The 14,475-nt window shown below is 39.4% G+C and carries 12 protein-coding genes; 6 read left to right on the forward strand and 6 right to left on the reverse strand.

Annotated elements, in window-relative coordinates; translation table 11 throughout:
• Positions 1-820: 820 nt before the first annotated feature.
• The 5 genes from purB to rluE all read right to left on the reverse strand — a co-directional run bounded on the left by purB (position 821) and on the right by rluE (position 5,103).
• Entirely contained in the window at positions 821-2,191 is a 1,371-nt protein-coding gene (purB, locus tag KZ793_RS02160; protein WP_225813100.1) for an adenylosuccinate lyase, read from the reverse strand.
• A 23-nt stretch (positions 2,192-2,214) separates the two neighbouring features.
• Positions 2,215-2,841, reverse strand: coding sequence for a high frequency lysogenization protein HflD (gene hflD / locus KZ793_RS02165; RefSeq protein WP_225813102.1), 627 nt, complete (start codon positions 2,839-2,841; stop codon positions 2,215-2,217).
• A 2-nt stretch (positions 2,842-2,843) separates the two neighbouring features.
• Complete coding sequence (gene mnmA, locus KZ793_RS02170) at positions 2,844-3,947, reverse strand: tRNA 2-thiouridine(34) synthase MnmA (protein WP_225813103.1); 1,104 nt, start codon at positions 3,945-3,947, stop codon at positions 2,844-2,846.
• Positions 3,948-4,031: 84 nt separating this feature from the next.
• The gene (locus KZ793_RS02175) at positions 4,032-4,481 is read right to left on the reverse strand and encodes an NUDIX domain-containing protein (protein ID WP_225813105.1); all 450 of its coding nucleotides are present in this window, start codon (positions 4,479-4,481) and stop codon (positions 4,032-4,034) included.
• Positions 4,474-5,103 (reverse strand): 23S rRNA pseudouridine(2457) synthase RluE, encoded by a 630-nt coding sequence (gene rluE, locus KZ793_RS02180; protein WP_225813106.1) that lies wholly within the window; start codon positions 5,101-5,103, stop codon positions 4,474-4,476. The genes KZ793_RS02175 and rluE overlap by 8 nt, the downstream gene beginning before the upstream one ends.
• Before the next feature lie 139 nt (positions 5,104-5,242).
• On the opposite strand from rluE, the gene icd reads away from it, so the two are divergent.
• From icd to KZ793_RS02200, 4 genes are all read left to right on the forward strand, one after another.
• Positions 5,243-6,496 (forward strand): NADP-dependent isocitrate dehydrogenase, encoded by a 1,254-nt coding sequence (gene icd / locus KZ793_RS02185; RefSeq protein ID WP_011147021.1) that lies wholly within the window; start codon positions 5,243-5,245, stop codon positions 6,494-6,496.
• A 277-nt stretch (positions 6,497-6,773) separates the two neighbouring features.
• Entirely contained in the window at positions 6,774-6,917 is a 144-nt protein-coding gene (locus tag KZ793_RS02190) for a hypothetical protein (protein WP_225813108.1), read from the forward strand.
• A 2,396-nt stretch (positions 6,918-9,313) separates the two neighbouring features.
• A complete protein-coding gene (locus KZ793_RS02195) occupies positions 9,314-10,777 on the forward strand; it encodes an alanine/glycine:cation symporter family protein (RefSeq protein ID WP_225813110.1) in 1,464 nt (487 codons plus the stop codon).
• Positions 10,778-11,028: 251 nt separating this feature from the next.
• The gene (locus KZ793_RS02200) at positions 11,029-11,847 is read left to right on the forward strand and encodes an N-acetylmuramoyl-L-alanine amidase (protein ID WP_225813392.1); all 819 of its coding nucleotides are present in this window, start codon (positions 11,029-11,031) and stop codon (positions 11,845-11,847) included.
• Between the two features lie 383 nt (positions 11,848-12,230).
• Here the strand turns inward: KZ793_RS02200 and KZ793_RS02205 are convergent, their stop codons facing one another.
• Positions 12,231-12,659 (reverse strand): DUF805 domain-containing protein, encoded by a 429-nt coding sequence (locus tag KZ793_RS02205; protein WP_225813112.1) that lies wholly within the window; start codon positions 12,657-12,659, stop codon positions 12,231-12,233.
• Between the two features lie 214 nt (positions 12,660-12,873).
• Between KZ793_RS02205 and KZ793_RS02210 the strand changes: the two genes are divergently transcribed.
• Positions 12,874-13,368: a DUF2165 family protein gene (locus tag KZ793_RS02210; RefSeq protein WP_225813113.1), complete on the forward strand. Its 495-nt coding sequence runs from the start codon at positions 12,874-12,876 to the stop codon at positions 13,366-13,368.
• Between the two features lie 8 nt (positions 13,369-13,376).
• Complete coding sequence (yddG, locus tag KZ793_RS02215) at positions 13,377-14,282, forward strand: aromatic amino acid DMT transporter YddG (protein ID WP_255619127.1); 906 nt, start codon at positions 13,377-13,379, stop codon at positions 14,280-14,282.
• The last annotated feature ends 193 nt before the right edge of the window (positions 14,283-14,475 follow it).

Consider the following 14,475-nt stretch of genomic DNA (forward strand, 5'->3'; position numbering starts at 1 on the left):
CGAAATCTATTAGGTATATAAAGATAAAATAAAGGAGGGTAACTTGTGAAAACTGCTCAGGATTGCCAGTAAAACAGCGTCAGTAAAGATAAAGAGAGTATGATTAACGTTGATTAAATATAAAACACAATATGCCATGATGATTAAACTTAATAAAAAGTAAGTGTTAAAAGCAGTAAAAACAACGGTTAAAACCGTATTATACTAGTTAAAAAATAGATTTTAATAACAGATTTAAAATCTGCCCATCATAAAGCTATTAGTGAAAAATGAGAAAAATAATTAGCATTTATTAATGCTTATATACCCTGTAAAAAAAATAAAAATATTGAATAGGTTAATCAGGCAATATACTTAAATAACGAGCCTGTACATTATTCTGTGTAATTGCACCGGATTATAAGCGACCGTCCAGACGATCACCGAACTCAATCATAAAACGGCTCATAGCCAGCCGCCAATGATTGATTGGCATACTCCATTTCTTTATGGCTTACTTCGTAAAATAACAGCTAGAAAGCTCTTGAATGCTCATTTATTCAGATAATATTCTTTTATATACTGATTTCTTTTCAACTCTCTGTTAATGGTATTAAATACAACACTTATTTATTTAATGCTTTTTGAACTTTTTTGAACTTTTTTCTGCTAATTTATTTAATACGGTTAATTCTGTTAAATGTTCTAATATATTTCATGTTTTTGTTATTGGATTAACATTGTAGTATTATTATTCATGATAAAAGAAAAAACCTCGTTATTTTCGACGAGGTTTGTCAGCGGTCTGAGACGGATATTTTATCCGTCTGTTGAATATCAACTATTTCAATTCATCAACCAGTGTAATTGCACGGCCAATATAATTTGCTGGCGTCATGGCTTTCAGGCGTGTTTTCTCTTCTTCCGGTAAATCCAGTCCATCAATAAAGGTTTTCATCCCTTCAGCATTGACACGTTTACCACGGGTAAGTTCTTTGAGTTTTTCATAAGGTTTTTCAATACTATAACGCCGCATTACTGTCTGGATAGGTTCAGCAAGCACTTCCCAGTTTTGATCTAGCTCATCCAGCAGGTGCTGTTCATTGACTTCCAACTTATTTAAGCCTTTCATCGTAGCTTGATAAGCGATCAGAGCATATCCCAGACCAACACCAAGGTTACGTAATACGGTTGAATCAGTCAGATCACGCTGCCAACGGGAAATCGGTAACTTGCTTGCTAAATGACCAAATACCGCGTTTGCCAGCCCCAGGTTGCCCTCCGAGTTTTCAAAATCAATTGGATTGACTTTGTGTGGCATAGTGGAAGAACCGATTTCACCGGCAACCGTTTTCTGTTTGAAATGGTTAAGCGCAATGTAACCCCAAATGTCACGGTCAAAATCGATCAGAATCGTGTTGAAACGGGCGATGGTATCGAACAATTCGGCAATATAATCATGGGGTTCGATTTGGGTCGTGTATGGATTCCATTTGATGCCGAGTGAAGTCACAAAAGTTTCACTAAACTGATGCCAATCAACCTGTGGGTAAGCGGCTATATGGGCATTATAGTTACCCACGGCGCCATTAGTTTTGCCGAGTATTTCAACTTGTTCCAGTTGACGATACTGGCGTTCCATCCGGTGAGCAACATTGGCAAACTCTTTACCAACCGTGGACGGTGTGGCTGGTTGGCCGTGAGTGCGAGATAACAGTGGTAAGTCTCGATATTCACTCGCCATTTTTTTGATGGTATTAATCATCTGGCGCCATTGTGGTAAAAGTACTTCTTCACGGGCTGTTTGTAGCATCAGAGCATGAGCTAGATTGTTAATATCTTCAGAAGTACAGGCAAAGTGAATAAACTCAGAAACTTGATGTAGTGCAGGAATATGTGCAACTTTCTCTTTCAGAAAATATTCCACTGCTTTGACATCGTGGTTAGTGGTGCGTTCGATAGTTTTAATACGCATTGCATCTTGTTCATTGAAATTTGCGATAATTTCATTCAGGTAAGCGTTTGCGTCTGTATCAAATGCGGGAACTTCTTTAATTTCAGCACATTCTGCCAGTTTTTGCAGCCAACGTACTTCAACCTGCACGCGGAATTTCAGTAAGCCAAACTCACTAAAAATAGTACGTAATACGCTGACTTTATCGCCGTAACGGCCATCGATCGGAGAAACAGCAGTCAGTGAGGATAATTCCATTGGTAGCAACTCCCGGATTTTATTTAACAATGAGAAAGAATATCTTTCGCCTGTTGGATCAGGCGTTGACGAGAAAACATTAATTGCAAACGACCGCCGCCAACTTGTTGCCATAAGACCGCACAACGGACGCCAGCCAGTAGAATAGCCCGGATTTTCGCTTGTACAAGTGGATTGCGCAGAATATCAGGGGAACCTGTCACTTGGATACGTGGACCTAATGGGCTGATAACATCGACATAAATACCGGCCAACGCGTTGAGCATCCCTTCTGACATGGGTTCGAAATGTGCCTGTTGGCGTTCTAGTAAACTGATACGGTTAGCCAGTGCATCGGAAGCTGCCTGATTTTTATTTAGTCGGCGCTCCAGTGCTATCAGACTCAAGATATAGCGGGTAAGATCGGCAGAAATACCATTGTTAGAGCTATTAAACATCCCTAGCATTGCGTTCAGCCCAATTTTCAGATTGCGTTCATGATTGCCGAACACATCTAAAACGGATGCCGGGTTGGTGTTTAAAATGCTATTAACCATAGTTGCAACAGCATCAGTATCACACTGGTTTTCATGAGAAAGTTGTTGTACCAAGCGACCTGACTGGCAAATTCCCGCCAGCGCTAGCGTAATGTTGTAATAATTCTTTGCCACAATTACTCCTGCAAACGTTGTTCGATCACTCCACCGCCAAGACAAACTTCACCCTGATAAAAGACGGCTGATTGGCCAGGGGTGACTGCGGCGACAGGGTTAGCAAAACGGACTTCTATTTTATCTTTGTTTATGGGGGTGACAGTGCAAGGAATATCTTGCTGACGATAACGTGTTTTGACGACGCAATGGATTTCTTCAGTTAATGCCTGTCTGTCAACCCAGTGAAGTTGCTGAGCAATAAGGCCGGTAGACATTAAACGGGGGTGTTCATGCCCCTGTGCCACGATCAGGATGTTGTCCTGAACGTCTTTATCTATGACATACCACGGCTCTTCGCTGCCTTCTTTCGTTCCACCGATCCCTAAACCTTTACGTTGCCCCAGCGTATGGTACATCAGCCCCTGATGTTCACCGAGGGTTTCTCCATCTACTGTCATAATTGGGCCAGGTTTGGTAGGTAAATAACGGCCAAGGAAATCACGGAATTTGCGCTCACCAATAAAACAGATACCGGTGGAATCTTTTTTCTTTGCCGTCACCAGACCGATTTTTTCAGCGATACGACGGACCTCCGGTTTTTCCAGTTCACCGACCGGAAATAGGCTTTGAGCAATTTGTTGGTGGCTCAGCGTGTATAAGAAGTAGCTTTGGTCTTTATTGTCATCCAGCCCACGCCATAATTGGCTTTTACCGTTAATATCCTTGCGGCGGACATAATGACCTGTTGCGATGTAATCCGCGCCTAAATCCTCAGCAGCGAATTCCAGAAATGCTTTAAACTTAATTTCTTTATTACATAGAATATCTGGGTTAGGTGTTCTGCCCGCTCTATATTCAGAAAGAAAATGCTCGAAAACATTATCCCAATATTCGGCAGCAAAATTGACGGTATGAAGCTCGATGCTCAACTTATTGCAAACGGATTGGGCATCAGCCAGATCAGTCGCGGCTGAACAGTACTCTTCATTATCGTCCTCTTCCCAATTCTTCATGAACAAGCCAGCCACTTGATAACCTTGCTGTTGTAGCAAATAGGCGGAAACGGAGGAATCTACACCGCCGGACATGCCGACAATGACTTTTTTCTGGCTGTTATCTGACATGGGAATCTCACTGGAGAAAAAAACAAGCGCCGTATTTTAACACGTTGCAAATCGGGGTGCATTAAACGTATCACTGTTTTGTTATTAAATAAACGGAGAAACATAACTATCCAGTAGGGTGAGAGGATGTTTTTCGTTTTGCAGGTAACAGTGAATACTTTCTGCGACAAGTGGAGAACGAAGATAATGGCTACTGAATATTTGTTCTGCTGTAACCCAATGGCAACAGTCAATATCACGGTCTTGTGGGTGGGTCACTGTTTGTTGTTCCATTTCAACCAGAAACAGAAAACGGATAAAAGGGGTGCCGTCTGGTGCAACCCACTGATGAACTTTCAGCAGTGCTTGCGGCTTAGCCTGAATACCGGCTTCTTCCCATAATTCGCGTTCCGCTGCTTGTAACAATGTTTCACCAGCCTCAAGATGACCAGCGGGTTGATTCCATAATGCTTTGCCATTAATTGTCTCTTCAACTACCAGGAATTTATTCTGGGCATGGACAACACAGGCAACTGTGATGTGGGGGCTAAACAAAATTGATTTCCTTCCATTCACCGGGTTTCATCTTGCCTAATTGTAAGTTTCCCATATTAAAACGAATTAGCCGAAGTGTAGGAAAACCGATATGTGCTGTCATTCTGCGCACTTGACGATTTCGGCCTTCATGAAGTGTTATTTTTAACCAGCTTACCGGGATATTTTTACGTTCACGAATGGGTGGATGGCGACTCCAGAGCCATGTCGGTTCATGAACTAACTCGACACCTGCGGGTAGGGTAGGCCCATCTTTTAATATGATGCCTTTGCGTAACTTATCGAGAGAGATTTCATCTGGAACGCCTTCAACTTGCACATAATAAACTTTGGCTGTTTTTTTATTTGGTTGGGTTAGCTGTGCTTGAAGTTTGCCGTCATTGGTTAGAATTAATAATCCTTCACTGTCACGATCTAAACGCCCGGCAGCATACACATTGGGGAATGGGATAAAGTCCTTTAGTGTTGTTCTGCCCATTTCATCAGTGAACTGGGGTAAAACATCGTAAGGTTTGTTAAATATCAGCACTCGACGAGGTACTGTTGGTTTTTTGACAGAATGTGATATTTTTCTTTGGCTGAATCGGTTAAGTTTGTGTTTTTTAATAGAGAAATTTGTCATCATAGATCACTGAATAAAATGGAAGGGGTATTATACATTAGTCTGCTATCAATTGGCGTTCGCAGAATATTCAAGTAGTATTGACACGTCCCTTACAAAAAATTAACAAGGTATTACGCTTACTTGAAAGGAGAGGTTAATGGAAAGCAAAGTAGTTATTCCGGCGGAAGGTAAAAAAATAACAGTCGACGCTAAAGGTAAACTGGTTGTTCCGAATAACCCGGTCATCCCTTATATCGAAGGGGATGGGATTGGTGTCGATGTTACCCCTGCAATGTTGAAAGTGGTCGATGCAGCGGTTCAGAAAGCCTATCAGGGTGAGCGTAAAATTTCCTGGATGGAAATCTACACCGGTGAAAAATCGACTCATGTATACGGTAAAGATGTTTGGTTGCCGGATGAAACGTTGGATCTGATCCGTGAATATCGCGTCGCCATTAAAGGTCCTCTGACCACGCCGGTTGGCGGTGGTATTCGTTCTCTGAACGTAGCATTGCGTCAGCAATTAGATCTGTATGTTTGCCTTCGTCCTGTTCGTTACTACCAGGGAACGCCAAGCCCGGTCAAACAACCTGAATTGACCGATATGGTTATTTTCCGTGAAAACGCGGAAGATATTTACGCCGGTATTGAATGGAAAGCGGGGTCTGTCGAAGCGGATAAAGTGATCAAATTCCTGCAAGAAGAGATGGGCGTAAATAAAATCCGTTTCCCACAGCAATGTGGTATCGGTGTGAAACCCTGCTCTGAGGAGGGCACTAAACGTCTGGTTCGTGCTGCCATCGAATACGCAATTGACAATGACCGTGAATCTGTCACTCTGGTTCATAAAGGCAACATTATGAAGTTCACCGAAGGTGCTTTCAAAGACTGGGGTTATCAGCTTGCTCGTGAAGAGTTCGGCGGTGAACTGTTGGATGGCGGTCCTTGGGTGAAAATTAAGAATCCGAAAAACGGTAAAGAAATCATTGTTAAAGATGTCATCGCAGATGCGTTTTTACAACAGATTTTGTTGCGTCCTGCTGAATATGATGTTATCGCCTGTATGAACCTGAATGGTGACTATATTTCTGATGCACTGGCTGCTCAGGTTGGTGGTATTGGTATTGCTCCGGGAGCAAACATCGGTGATGAATGTGCTCTGTTTGAAGCAACTCATGGTACAGCACCTAAATATGCCGGTCAGGATAAGGTGAACCCAGGTTCTGTGATTCTTTCCGCTGAGATGATGTTGCGCCATATGGGCTGGACAGAAGCAGCAGATCTGATCGTTAAAGGTATGGAAGGTGCGATTGCCGCGAAGACGGTGACTTATGATTTCGAACGTCTGATGGAAGGTGCCAAGCTATTGAAATGTAGCGAATTTGGTGACGCGATTATTCAGCATATGTAATCCGTCATCTTGTGAAAACTTCACGGTAGCGAATGCTCCGTGGGGTTTTCTGAATTTACAGGAATTTTTGCTGTAAAATTCTTAAAAATAGTGGCGGAAAACTGCATTCATTTGAGGGCAGAATATACAATATCTTGCAACTCAGGAGAGTGTTGATAATCTGCGCCGTGAGACTGAGGCTAACTTTGCGTCACTTGATAAACGCTTTGAATCTATTGATAAGCGATTCGAATTAATAGATAGACGCTTCGAATCTATTGATAAACATTTCGATGTTATGGATAAGCGTTTTGAATCTATAGATAAACGTTTTGATAAACTTGAAGGTAAATTTGATCGACTCCAATGGTTTATTATTGCTGCGGCGCTGGCGTTGCTATTCAAAGAGTATATTTTTAAGGCGGCTGCTGTTATCCAGTAACTTGCAAAATATCGCAAGTTACTGCTAACTCATTCTTTCATTTATCACTTTTTCCTCCTTGTCATCGTCTTTTGCTACGATATGTTCCAGCTCATACTGAAATGGTCTGAGCTGTGCTGAATTTCTTTGCCCGGATGATCAGCTTTTGGAGAGCAGTTCAGAACCGCGTAAAAGCTCGTTTAAAGGTGGGCCGATTGCTCACAAAAATGACGGATTGCCGCTGGGCTGGAGCTTAAGATTCCTATCTTGAGAAGGAATTGGATGATCAGCTTGGTTTGATAAATGATAAGTAGATATGAGAAGTTAAAACTGGATAGTTAATTTAATAGCGTGTAAAAATCTTTATTGTTGGTGTATTTAGGCAAAAACCGCTAACGGGAGTTTGTTCTCCCGCTGGTTTTATAACTGTAAATAAAGTACTTACTGTATAATATTTGAAATGTTATTATTTAGTTATTGTTTTTCCTTATTAAGAATTTTTTCATATTCCTCCCAAACGACAGATAATGGTGAACTTAAACAACAAATGGATATTGAACCTCCTGATGGAGGGTGATATTCATATTTAGATCTCCCACGATAGACTCTTATAGGTAAATTGTTATCAGTGGGATTCTTCCTTTTTCTTCTTAACATCATTCATAACCTCAACGTATATTGTTTAAATTATGCATTTAGAATAAAAGTGAGATATTTATACAATATTAACTTCATAAACATATTTTTTTTGTAAAAGATAACAAATGAAAATATTAGCAGTAGATAATAAAAGATCCAGTTTTATGTTGCATATGAGAGAAGTTTTTTCATATTTTTTACAATATAGTTTTATTATGAAATAATATTTTAAAGAAATTAAAACATAATGTTAAAATAATGTAAAGTAAAAGTTGATTTTAACTATGTATAGTTGGGTTAAGCCTGTTGTTTTTATAGCCTAATGAGATGGCGATTAATCATCTAACTGTGTTGAGAGGATTTTGATGTTTATATACCCGTTATCTTTCAAGTTGCCTCTTTGTTGGCTGCACTCACTCACCCCGGTCACATAGTTCGCTATGCTCCAGGGGATTCGCTCCCTTGCCGTCGCGATACATCTTGGAATCCATAGGGTATAGGTATTCAACGAGTTATTGTAACAAAATGATAGGTGTGATTTGGGTTAAGCTGTCTCTAACTGACCATCACGGTGAATTGTCAAAGTTAAGTCTTGTGTTTTTGGGATTTATCCAAGAAACCTGTGCTCGTAGTATCCAGTCTTAGGGTAATTTAAAGTGGTAATATCATTCTAATGACTTTGGTTTGCAGTGTACCCGATTTACTTAAAATTCTGTTGCTTATTCAACAAATTTTCTACAAACCTTATAAAAGGTTTGGTCTATCTGGCAGGTAATCAAAGTACCGCTCGATCTTTTATAAAAAAAGGATCTTATTATATCAGCTTTATTGTTATTTTAATCCGTTTGTGGAAATATTGGACAATCATCTTATAGAGAATGGAATAGTGGGAACGATTATATATATTTGAAGGTATTCAGAGAATAGAAAAATAAGCAGAAATGTATTCGTTATAATCAAATAAAGAAGTGGAGAATATTTGTTAAAAATTTTCTAATGTTAATGATAACTTAACACAAATAGCTAAGAGAAAAATATCATTTGTTCTTGTGATTGAGGAAGTCTACAGATAAATGTCAGATATAGGTTGAGATGTTTATTAGTTTTTTGCATGTTATGTTATCTATTGGGATGATATTTCCCACATTGAGTATATGTGTTGATATTGCATTGTGATCCGATAAGAGAGTTTTTTATCTTTTTGATTTTTAATGTGTTATGTGATAAGTGTCACTATGCGAAATTTTCTAAATTAATGATGATCTTTTTGTTAAAGCTGATAATCTGCTCACAAAATTAATCACAATATCTTATTTTTGAATTTTTTTTCTTGATATTAATTGGTTGTTGATTTAACTAAAAAGCGGTCCATTGATAGAACTTCTTTTACTTGTGTGAGTGATTGTGTGGGTAAAGAGTAAAGTAACGGGTTTCATATATGTAGCTTGTTGTGAATTACGGGTAGGAGGCATAGCCAAAAGTGTATGAAGTGACTGACGGGCAATAGTCGATTGAATGACATATCTATTAACTCTCAGTCAAAAACAGTACGCCAAACATTCATTTAATCTGATGGATAATGTAAAAAGGTCAGTAAACATTATACATCAATTTCAAACTTGTGTTACATTCATAGCGTTTTCCTGACCAGTATCTCTGTGTTTTTTTATACAGCATTGTGTTACTTGTTAATTATAAAGGCATATTAAGCGCAATGAATTCTGCCGGATACGATTTTATGGTCAGACTGGGTTTACTAATTTAAGGGGAAAAATATCTTGACGGAACTAATTAGCTTTTTTAACAGTATCCTTTGGGGCTCCGTATTGATTTATCTTCTTCTTGGGGCGGGTATTTACTTCACTATACGTACAGGTTTTATACAGATTCGCCATTTTGGGCACATGTTTTCAGTTTTGAAAAACAGTAAAAAATCTGACAGTGCAGGGATTTCATCATTCCAGGCTCTGTGCACCAGCTTAGCTGCACGGGTTGGTACTGGTAACCTTACTGGTGTGGCAATCGCTTTAACGGCTGGTGGGCCTGGCGCCATTTTTTGGATGTGGATAGTTGCTCTGATTGGAATGGCAACCTCTTTTATTGAGAGTACACTTGCCCAGCTGTACAAGACAAAAGACGATAAGGGGAATTACCGCGGTGGTCCGGCCTACTATATGGAAAAGGGGCTTGGAGTACGCTGGATGGGTGTGATGTTCTCCATATTTCTTATTATTGCTTTTGGTCTGGTATTTAATGCTGTTCAGGCAAATTCCATTGTTCAGGCTGCTGCTTTCGCATTTAATTTCGATCCTTTGTATGTCGGCATCGGTTTAGTGATTCTTAGTGGGGCCATTATTTTTGGCGGCTTGCGCTCTATTGCTCGGGTTGCAGAGTTGGTTGTCCCTTTTATGGCGATAGCTTATCTGATCTTGGCGTTCTGGGTCGTCGGGCATAACTTTGAACGCATGCCGGAAGTGTTTGCATTGATTTTCAAAAGCGCATTCGGTTTGCAGGAAGCGGTTGCGGGAACCGTTGGTTATGGTGTTGCACAGGCGATGACACAAGGTGTTCAACGCGGTCTGTTTTCAAATGAAGCCGGGATGGGATCAGCACCCAATGCTGCCGCTGCCGCTTCTCCATATCCTCCTCATCCGGCATCTCAGGGTTATGTGCAAATGCTAGGTGTCTTTATGGATACTCTGGTTATCTGTAGTGCTACCGCTGTTATCATCCTGTCATCGGGTGTGCTTGATGGCAATATTTCGGGAATAAGTGGAATAGAATTGACTCAGCGGGCATTGTCTTCCGCTGTTGGTGATTGGGGATCTGAATTTATTGCACTGGCTATCTTCTTTTTCGCATTCACATCAATCATTGCGAATTATGCTTATGCTGAAAGCAATATTGTATTCCTTGAACGTAATCATACTGCGGGCTTAATGATCTTACGTCTGGCGGTGTTGGGTATGGTGATGTTTGGTGCGTTAGCTGAATTGCCTTTAGTTTGGAAAATGGCTGATTTGTCTATGGCATTGATGGCAATTACCAATCTGACCGCTATTTTGTTGCTTTCTGGCGTCGCATTTAAACTCGCAAAAGATTACAACCAACAGAGACGTGTCGGTAAGTTACCGATATTTGATATTAATCAGTATCCTGAAATTCAGAAAAAGGTCGAAGTTGGTATTTGGGAAGAAACGGCAAGTTTTGCCAAATCGAACCAAGTTGCTAGTCACAAGTGAAATGCTAGAACAAAGTATGGTTAGTACTCTTTAACAACCAGCGGCTGATAGCCTTTCACGTTTCATTTGTTATTCTTGCCTTATTTCCATCTAAGTTATGGGAATAAGGCATCTTTCACTTGTGCTCTATGTCAAGAACAAGACTGATTATTTTATAAAAAAATCATGTAAAACATAAAATTTATTTTGTAGTCATTTGATTTCTTTGTGTTATTATCTTTCTTTCAATTAATAGGTGGGACAGGGAAATGATGAAGAAGATCATATTGGTTGGCTTATTTATGCTATTGGCGGGGTGTTCCAGCCTGGAAGATCGGGGCACTTATAAAGTTGATAGCTCTTTTCCTTCACAAGGGCAAAATGACAGAGTAAGGTTTTTGGTGTTCCACTATACCGCTGTCGATGATAAAGATTCTTTGCGTATACTCACTAAGGGCGGTGTCAGTGCTCATTATTTGCTGCCATCGTTACCAAATTATGTGAGAGGAAAGCCTGTTGTTCTGCAACTGGTTCCTGAAGATAAGAGAGCATGGCATGCTGGCGTCAGTGGATGGAATGGTCGGAAAGACTTGAATGACACTTCGATTGGCATTGAAATTGTTAATAAAGGATTTACGGAAATGCTACTTGAGAGAGAGTGGTATCCGTTTAATGAGCAGCAGATCGATCTATTAACACGTTTAGCGAAAGATATTATTCAACGTTATGGCATTGAACCTATTAATGTCATTGGTCACAGTGATATCGCGCCTTTGAGAAAGTATGATCCAGGTAAACTTTTCCCTTGGAAGAGTTTAGCAGAGCAAGGTATCGGTGCATGGCCTGAAGATGCAACCGTTGAAAAATATATGGCTGGCAGAAAATGGAATGATGGTGCTTCTGTTGAATTAATCCAGAAGACATTGGCTAAATATGGCTATACCATTCCACAAACCGGTGTGCTTGATGAAGAAACCCGTAAGACCATCAGTGCATTCCAGATGCATTTCAGACCAGATGACATCAGTGGTAATCCTGATGCACAAACTGAGTCAATAGCTCTGGCTCTGGTTGAGAAATATAAAAAGTAGTTTTAGTGTTTTGTAGTATTTTAGTTTGCCGCCGTATCGTGTGAGATCGTGCCATAGAAAAAACTTTATCAGAGTGATTTTTATGGCATGATTCCTCTCATCAACTCTGTAGATTTTCATGGTCCACTCTTCGAATTTGTCTTCACTTTGTTTTAACCTGTAATTACAGATTATCTCGCCAGTTATTGGTCATATCTTTCCTGTTATCACTGTTTTAACACCAAGTCGCTTTCATTATTATTTCTATAGCGAAAGAAGTAAGGTTATGGCTAAGTAATAAAATATTCAGTATATATAAATAATCGTCGCTTTATTTTATAATGACTATTACTATCTTAAGTAATAGTCAGATTAAATGAAATTTTTGAGATATGGAAAAAATATTACTCTTTATTATGATTTTTTCCTCTTGGCAGAATAAACGCAAGAATAATCCCAATTAGGCTGATAAGTGGTGAATACATTATTATTTTGTCAGAAAAATAGTTTGGTAACACACCGCACAGATAGATAAAAATAGAGATTAACCAGCCATATAGCCCTATATCATTGAATCTATAGGCAGTTTTCATGATTAAATAGTAAATCGTAGCGAAGGAACACATTGCCCATAAGCCAATGGAGATCATGTACAGCCACACAGATAATTCATATTGCATATGGGCGGCATAATTGTTTTCTGCTAGGTAACCAGAGAGAAAGATTAATATTCCAAAAATAACCACTATTTTAATAGAACTAATAATATAATCTTTTCTACTCAATGTTTGACTGAAATAGCTTTTTATTGCACTAACTGGAGAATCGTCCATAAATAATAGTCAAGTAAATAACAATGGATCAGATAATAACTGATCTAATGATGGTATGAACAGAAAAATATCAATCAGATATTAGATGAGAATATTTTAAACGTAATTTTAAGATTAAATATGTTGAAATAAGGTGATGATTGTTAAATTATATGATAGTTTGTGTTCTTTATGATCTTTTTGGTACGTATACCATTCTTTGAGAACTTGACAAATGATTATTCGCTTATCTAAAACTTTGATGATTTTTGCAATAGCTTTGTTTGCGACATTAGCTGCCTTTGGCAATATTACAGATTATGCGACTAATTTCGCATTTGTACAGCATGTATTAATGATGGATACCATTTTCCCAGATACGACTATTACCTATCGTGCAATTCATTCACCGTTGCTACACCACATTGGTTATATTGTCATTATTTCTTTAGAAACTTTAACAGCGGTGTTATGTTGGATTGGCGGTATTCATTTACTGGTAAATTTAAAATCTAATGCTGCTATCTTTAATAAAAAGAAAGCGATTGCGATAGCGGGTCTGACCTTGGGATTCTTGACTTGGCAGATGGCATTTATGTCAATTGGTGGCGAATGGTTTGGCATGTGGATGTCTAAACAGTGGAACGGTGTATCTAGTGCTTTCCATTTTTTTGTCACTATCATTCTGGTACTGATTTATTTGATTCAGTATGACAAAGAGCGAGAATAAGAATAGATATGGGAATAGAGGTGAAAACAAGGATAGAACAACACAAAGCGACTTTGTACGGAATATTGGCGATTGTATTGTGGAGTACAATCGTTGGGTTGATAAGAAATGTGAGTGAAGATTTTGGGCCTGTAGGTGGAGCAGCACTGATTTATACTGTTGGATCAATTTTTCTGATTCTGCTAATAGGCTTCCCAAAAATTAGCGCCTTTCCCAGAGTCTATTTGTGGCTTGGCAGTTTGTTATTTGTCAGTTATGAAATCTGTTTATCACTTGCACTAGGCTTTGCTAATAATCGTGCTCAAGCAATTGAGTTGGGTATGGTTAACTACCTATGGCCAGGTTTTACTGTTTTACTCGCAGTGATTATTAATAGGCAGAAAGTGAACGGGTGGTTATATCCTGGTTTATTATTGTCTATTCTGGGGATCGGTTGGGTGATGAGTGGTGATAATGGCTGGTCACTCAGACAGATGGTAGGAAATATCCAAAGCAACCCATTAAGCTATGGGCTGGCTTTTGCGGGAGCAATTATTTGGGCGGTGTATTGTAACATTACAAAAATAATGGCGGCAGGTAAGAATGGCATGTCGTTATTTTTTATCCTGACGGCTTTTGCATTATGGATTCAATATTTTTTCACATCTCCTCCTGAAATGGTGATAAACCTACGTAGCGTTAGCATATTATTGTTTGCTGGAGCGGTTATGGGGGTGGCGAATGCCGCCTGGACCGTTGCGATCATCAGGGGACATGTTGCATTATTGGCTACACTATCTTATTTCACGCCGATTATATCTACGGCTTTTTCATCATTGTTTCTTAGCACTGTACTCTCTTTTTCATTTTGGCAAGGCGTGCTAATGGTGACCGTAGGATCAATTGTTTGTTGGTTAGCGACGAAAACCAGATGATGCCCATTGAATCAGGATATCAGGGATGAAATATTAAAGGTACTGGCATCAGGTTTGTCCGTTTTTTCAAATTCATGTTAACGGAAACCAAGTGCCGTTAAAAAATTCGACAGAGCTCTCTGTCCATCTAACCATGAAACCCAGAGAGCCTTGTTAAGGGAAGTATTGTGTCTGGCATCAAATAAAAGGTCGG

Origin of the sequence: Photorhabdus antumapuensis, assembly GCF_020387775.1 — a bacterium.
Lineage (GTDB): Bacteria > Pseudomonadota > Gammaproteobacteria > Enterobacterales > Enterobacteriaceae > Photorhabdus > Photorhabdus antumapuensis.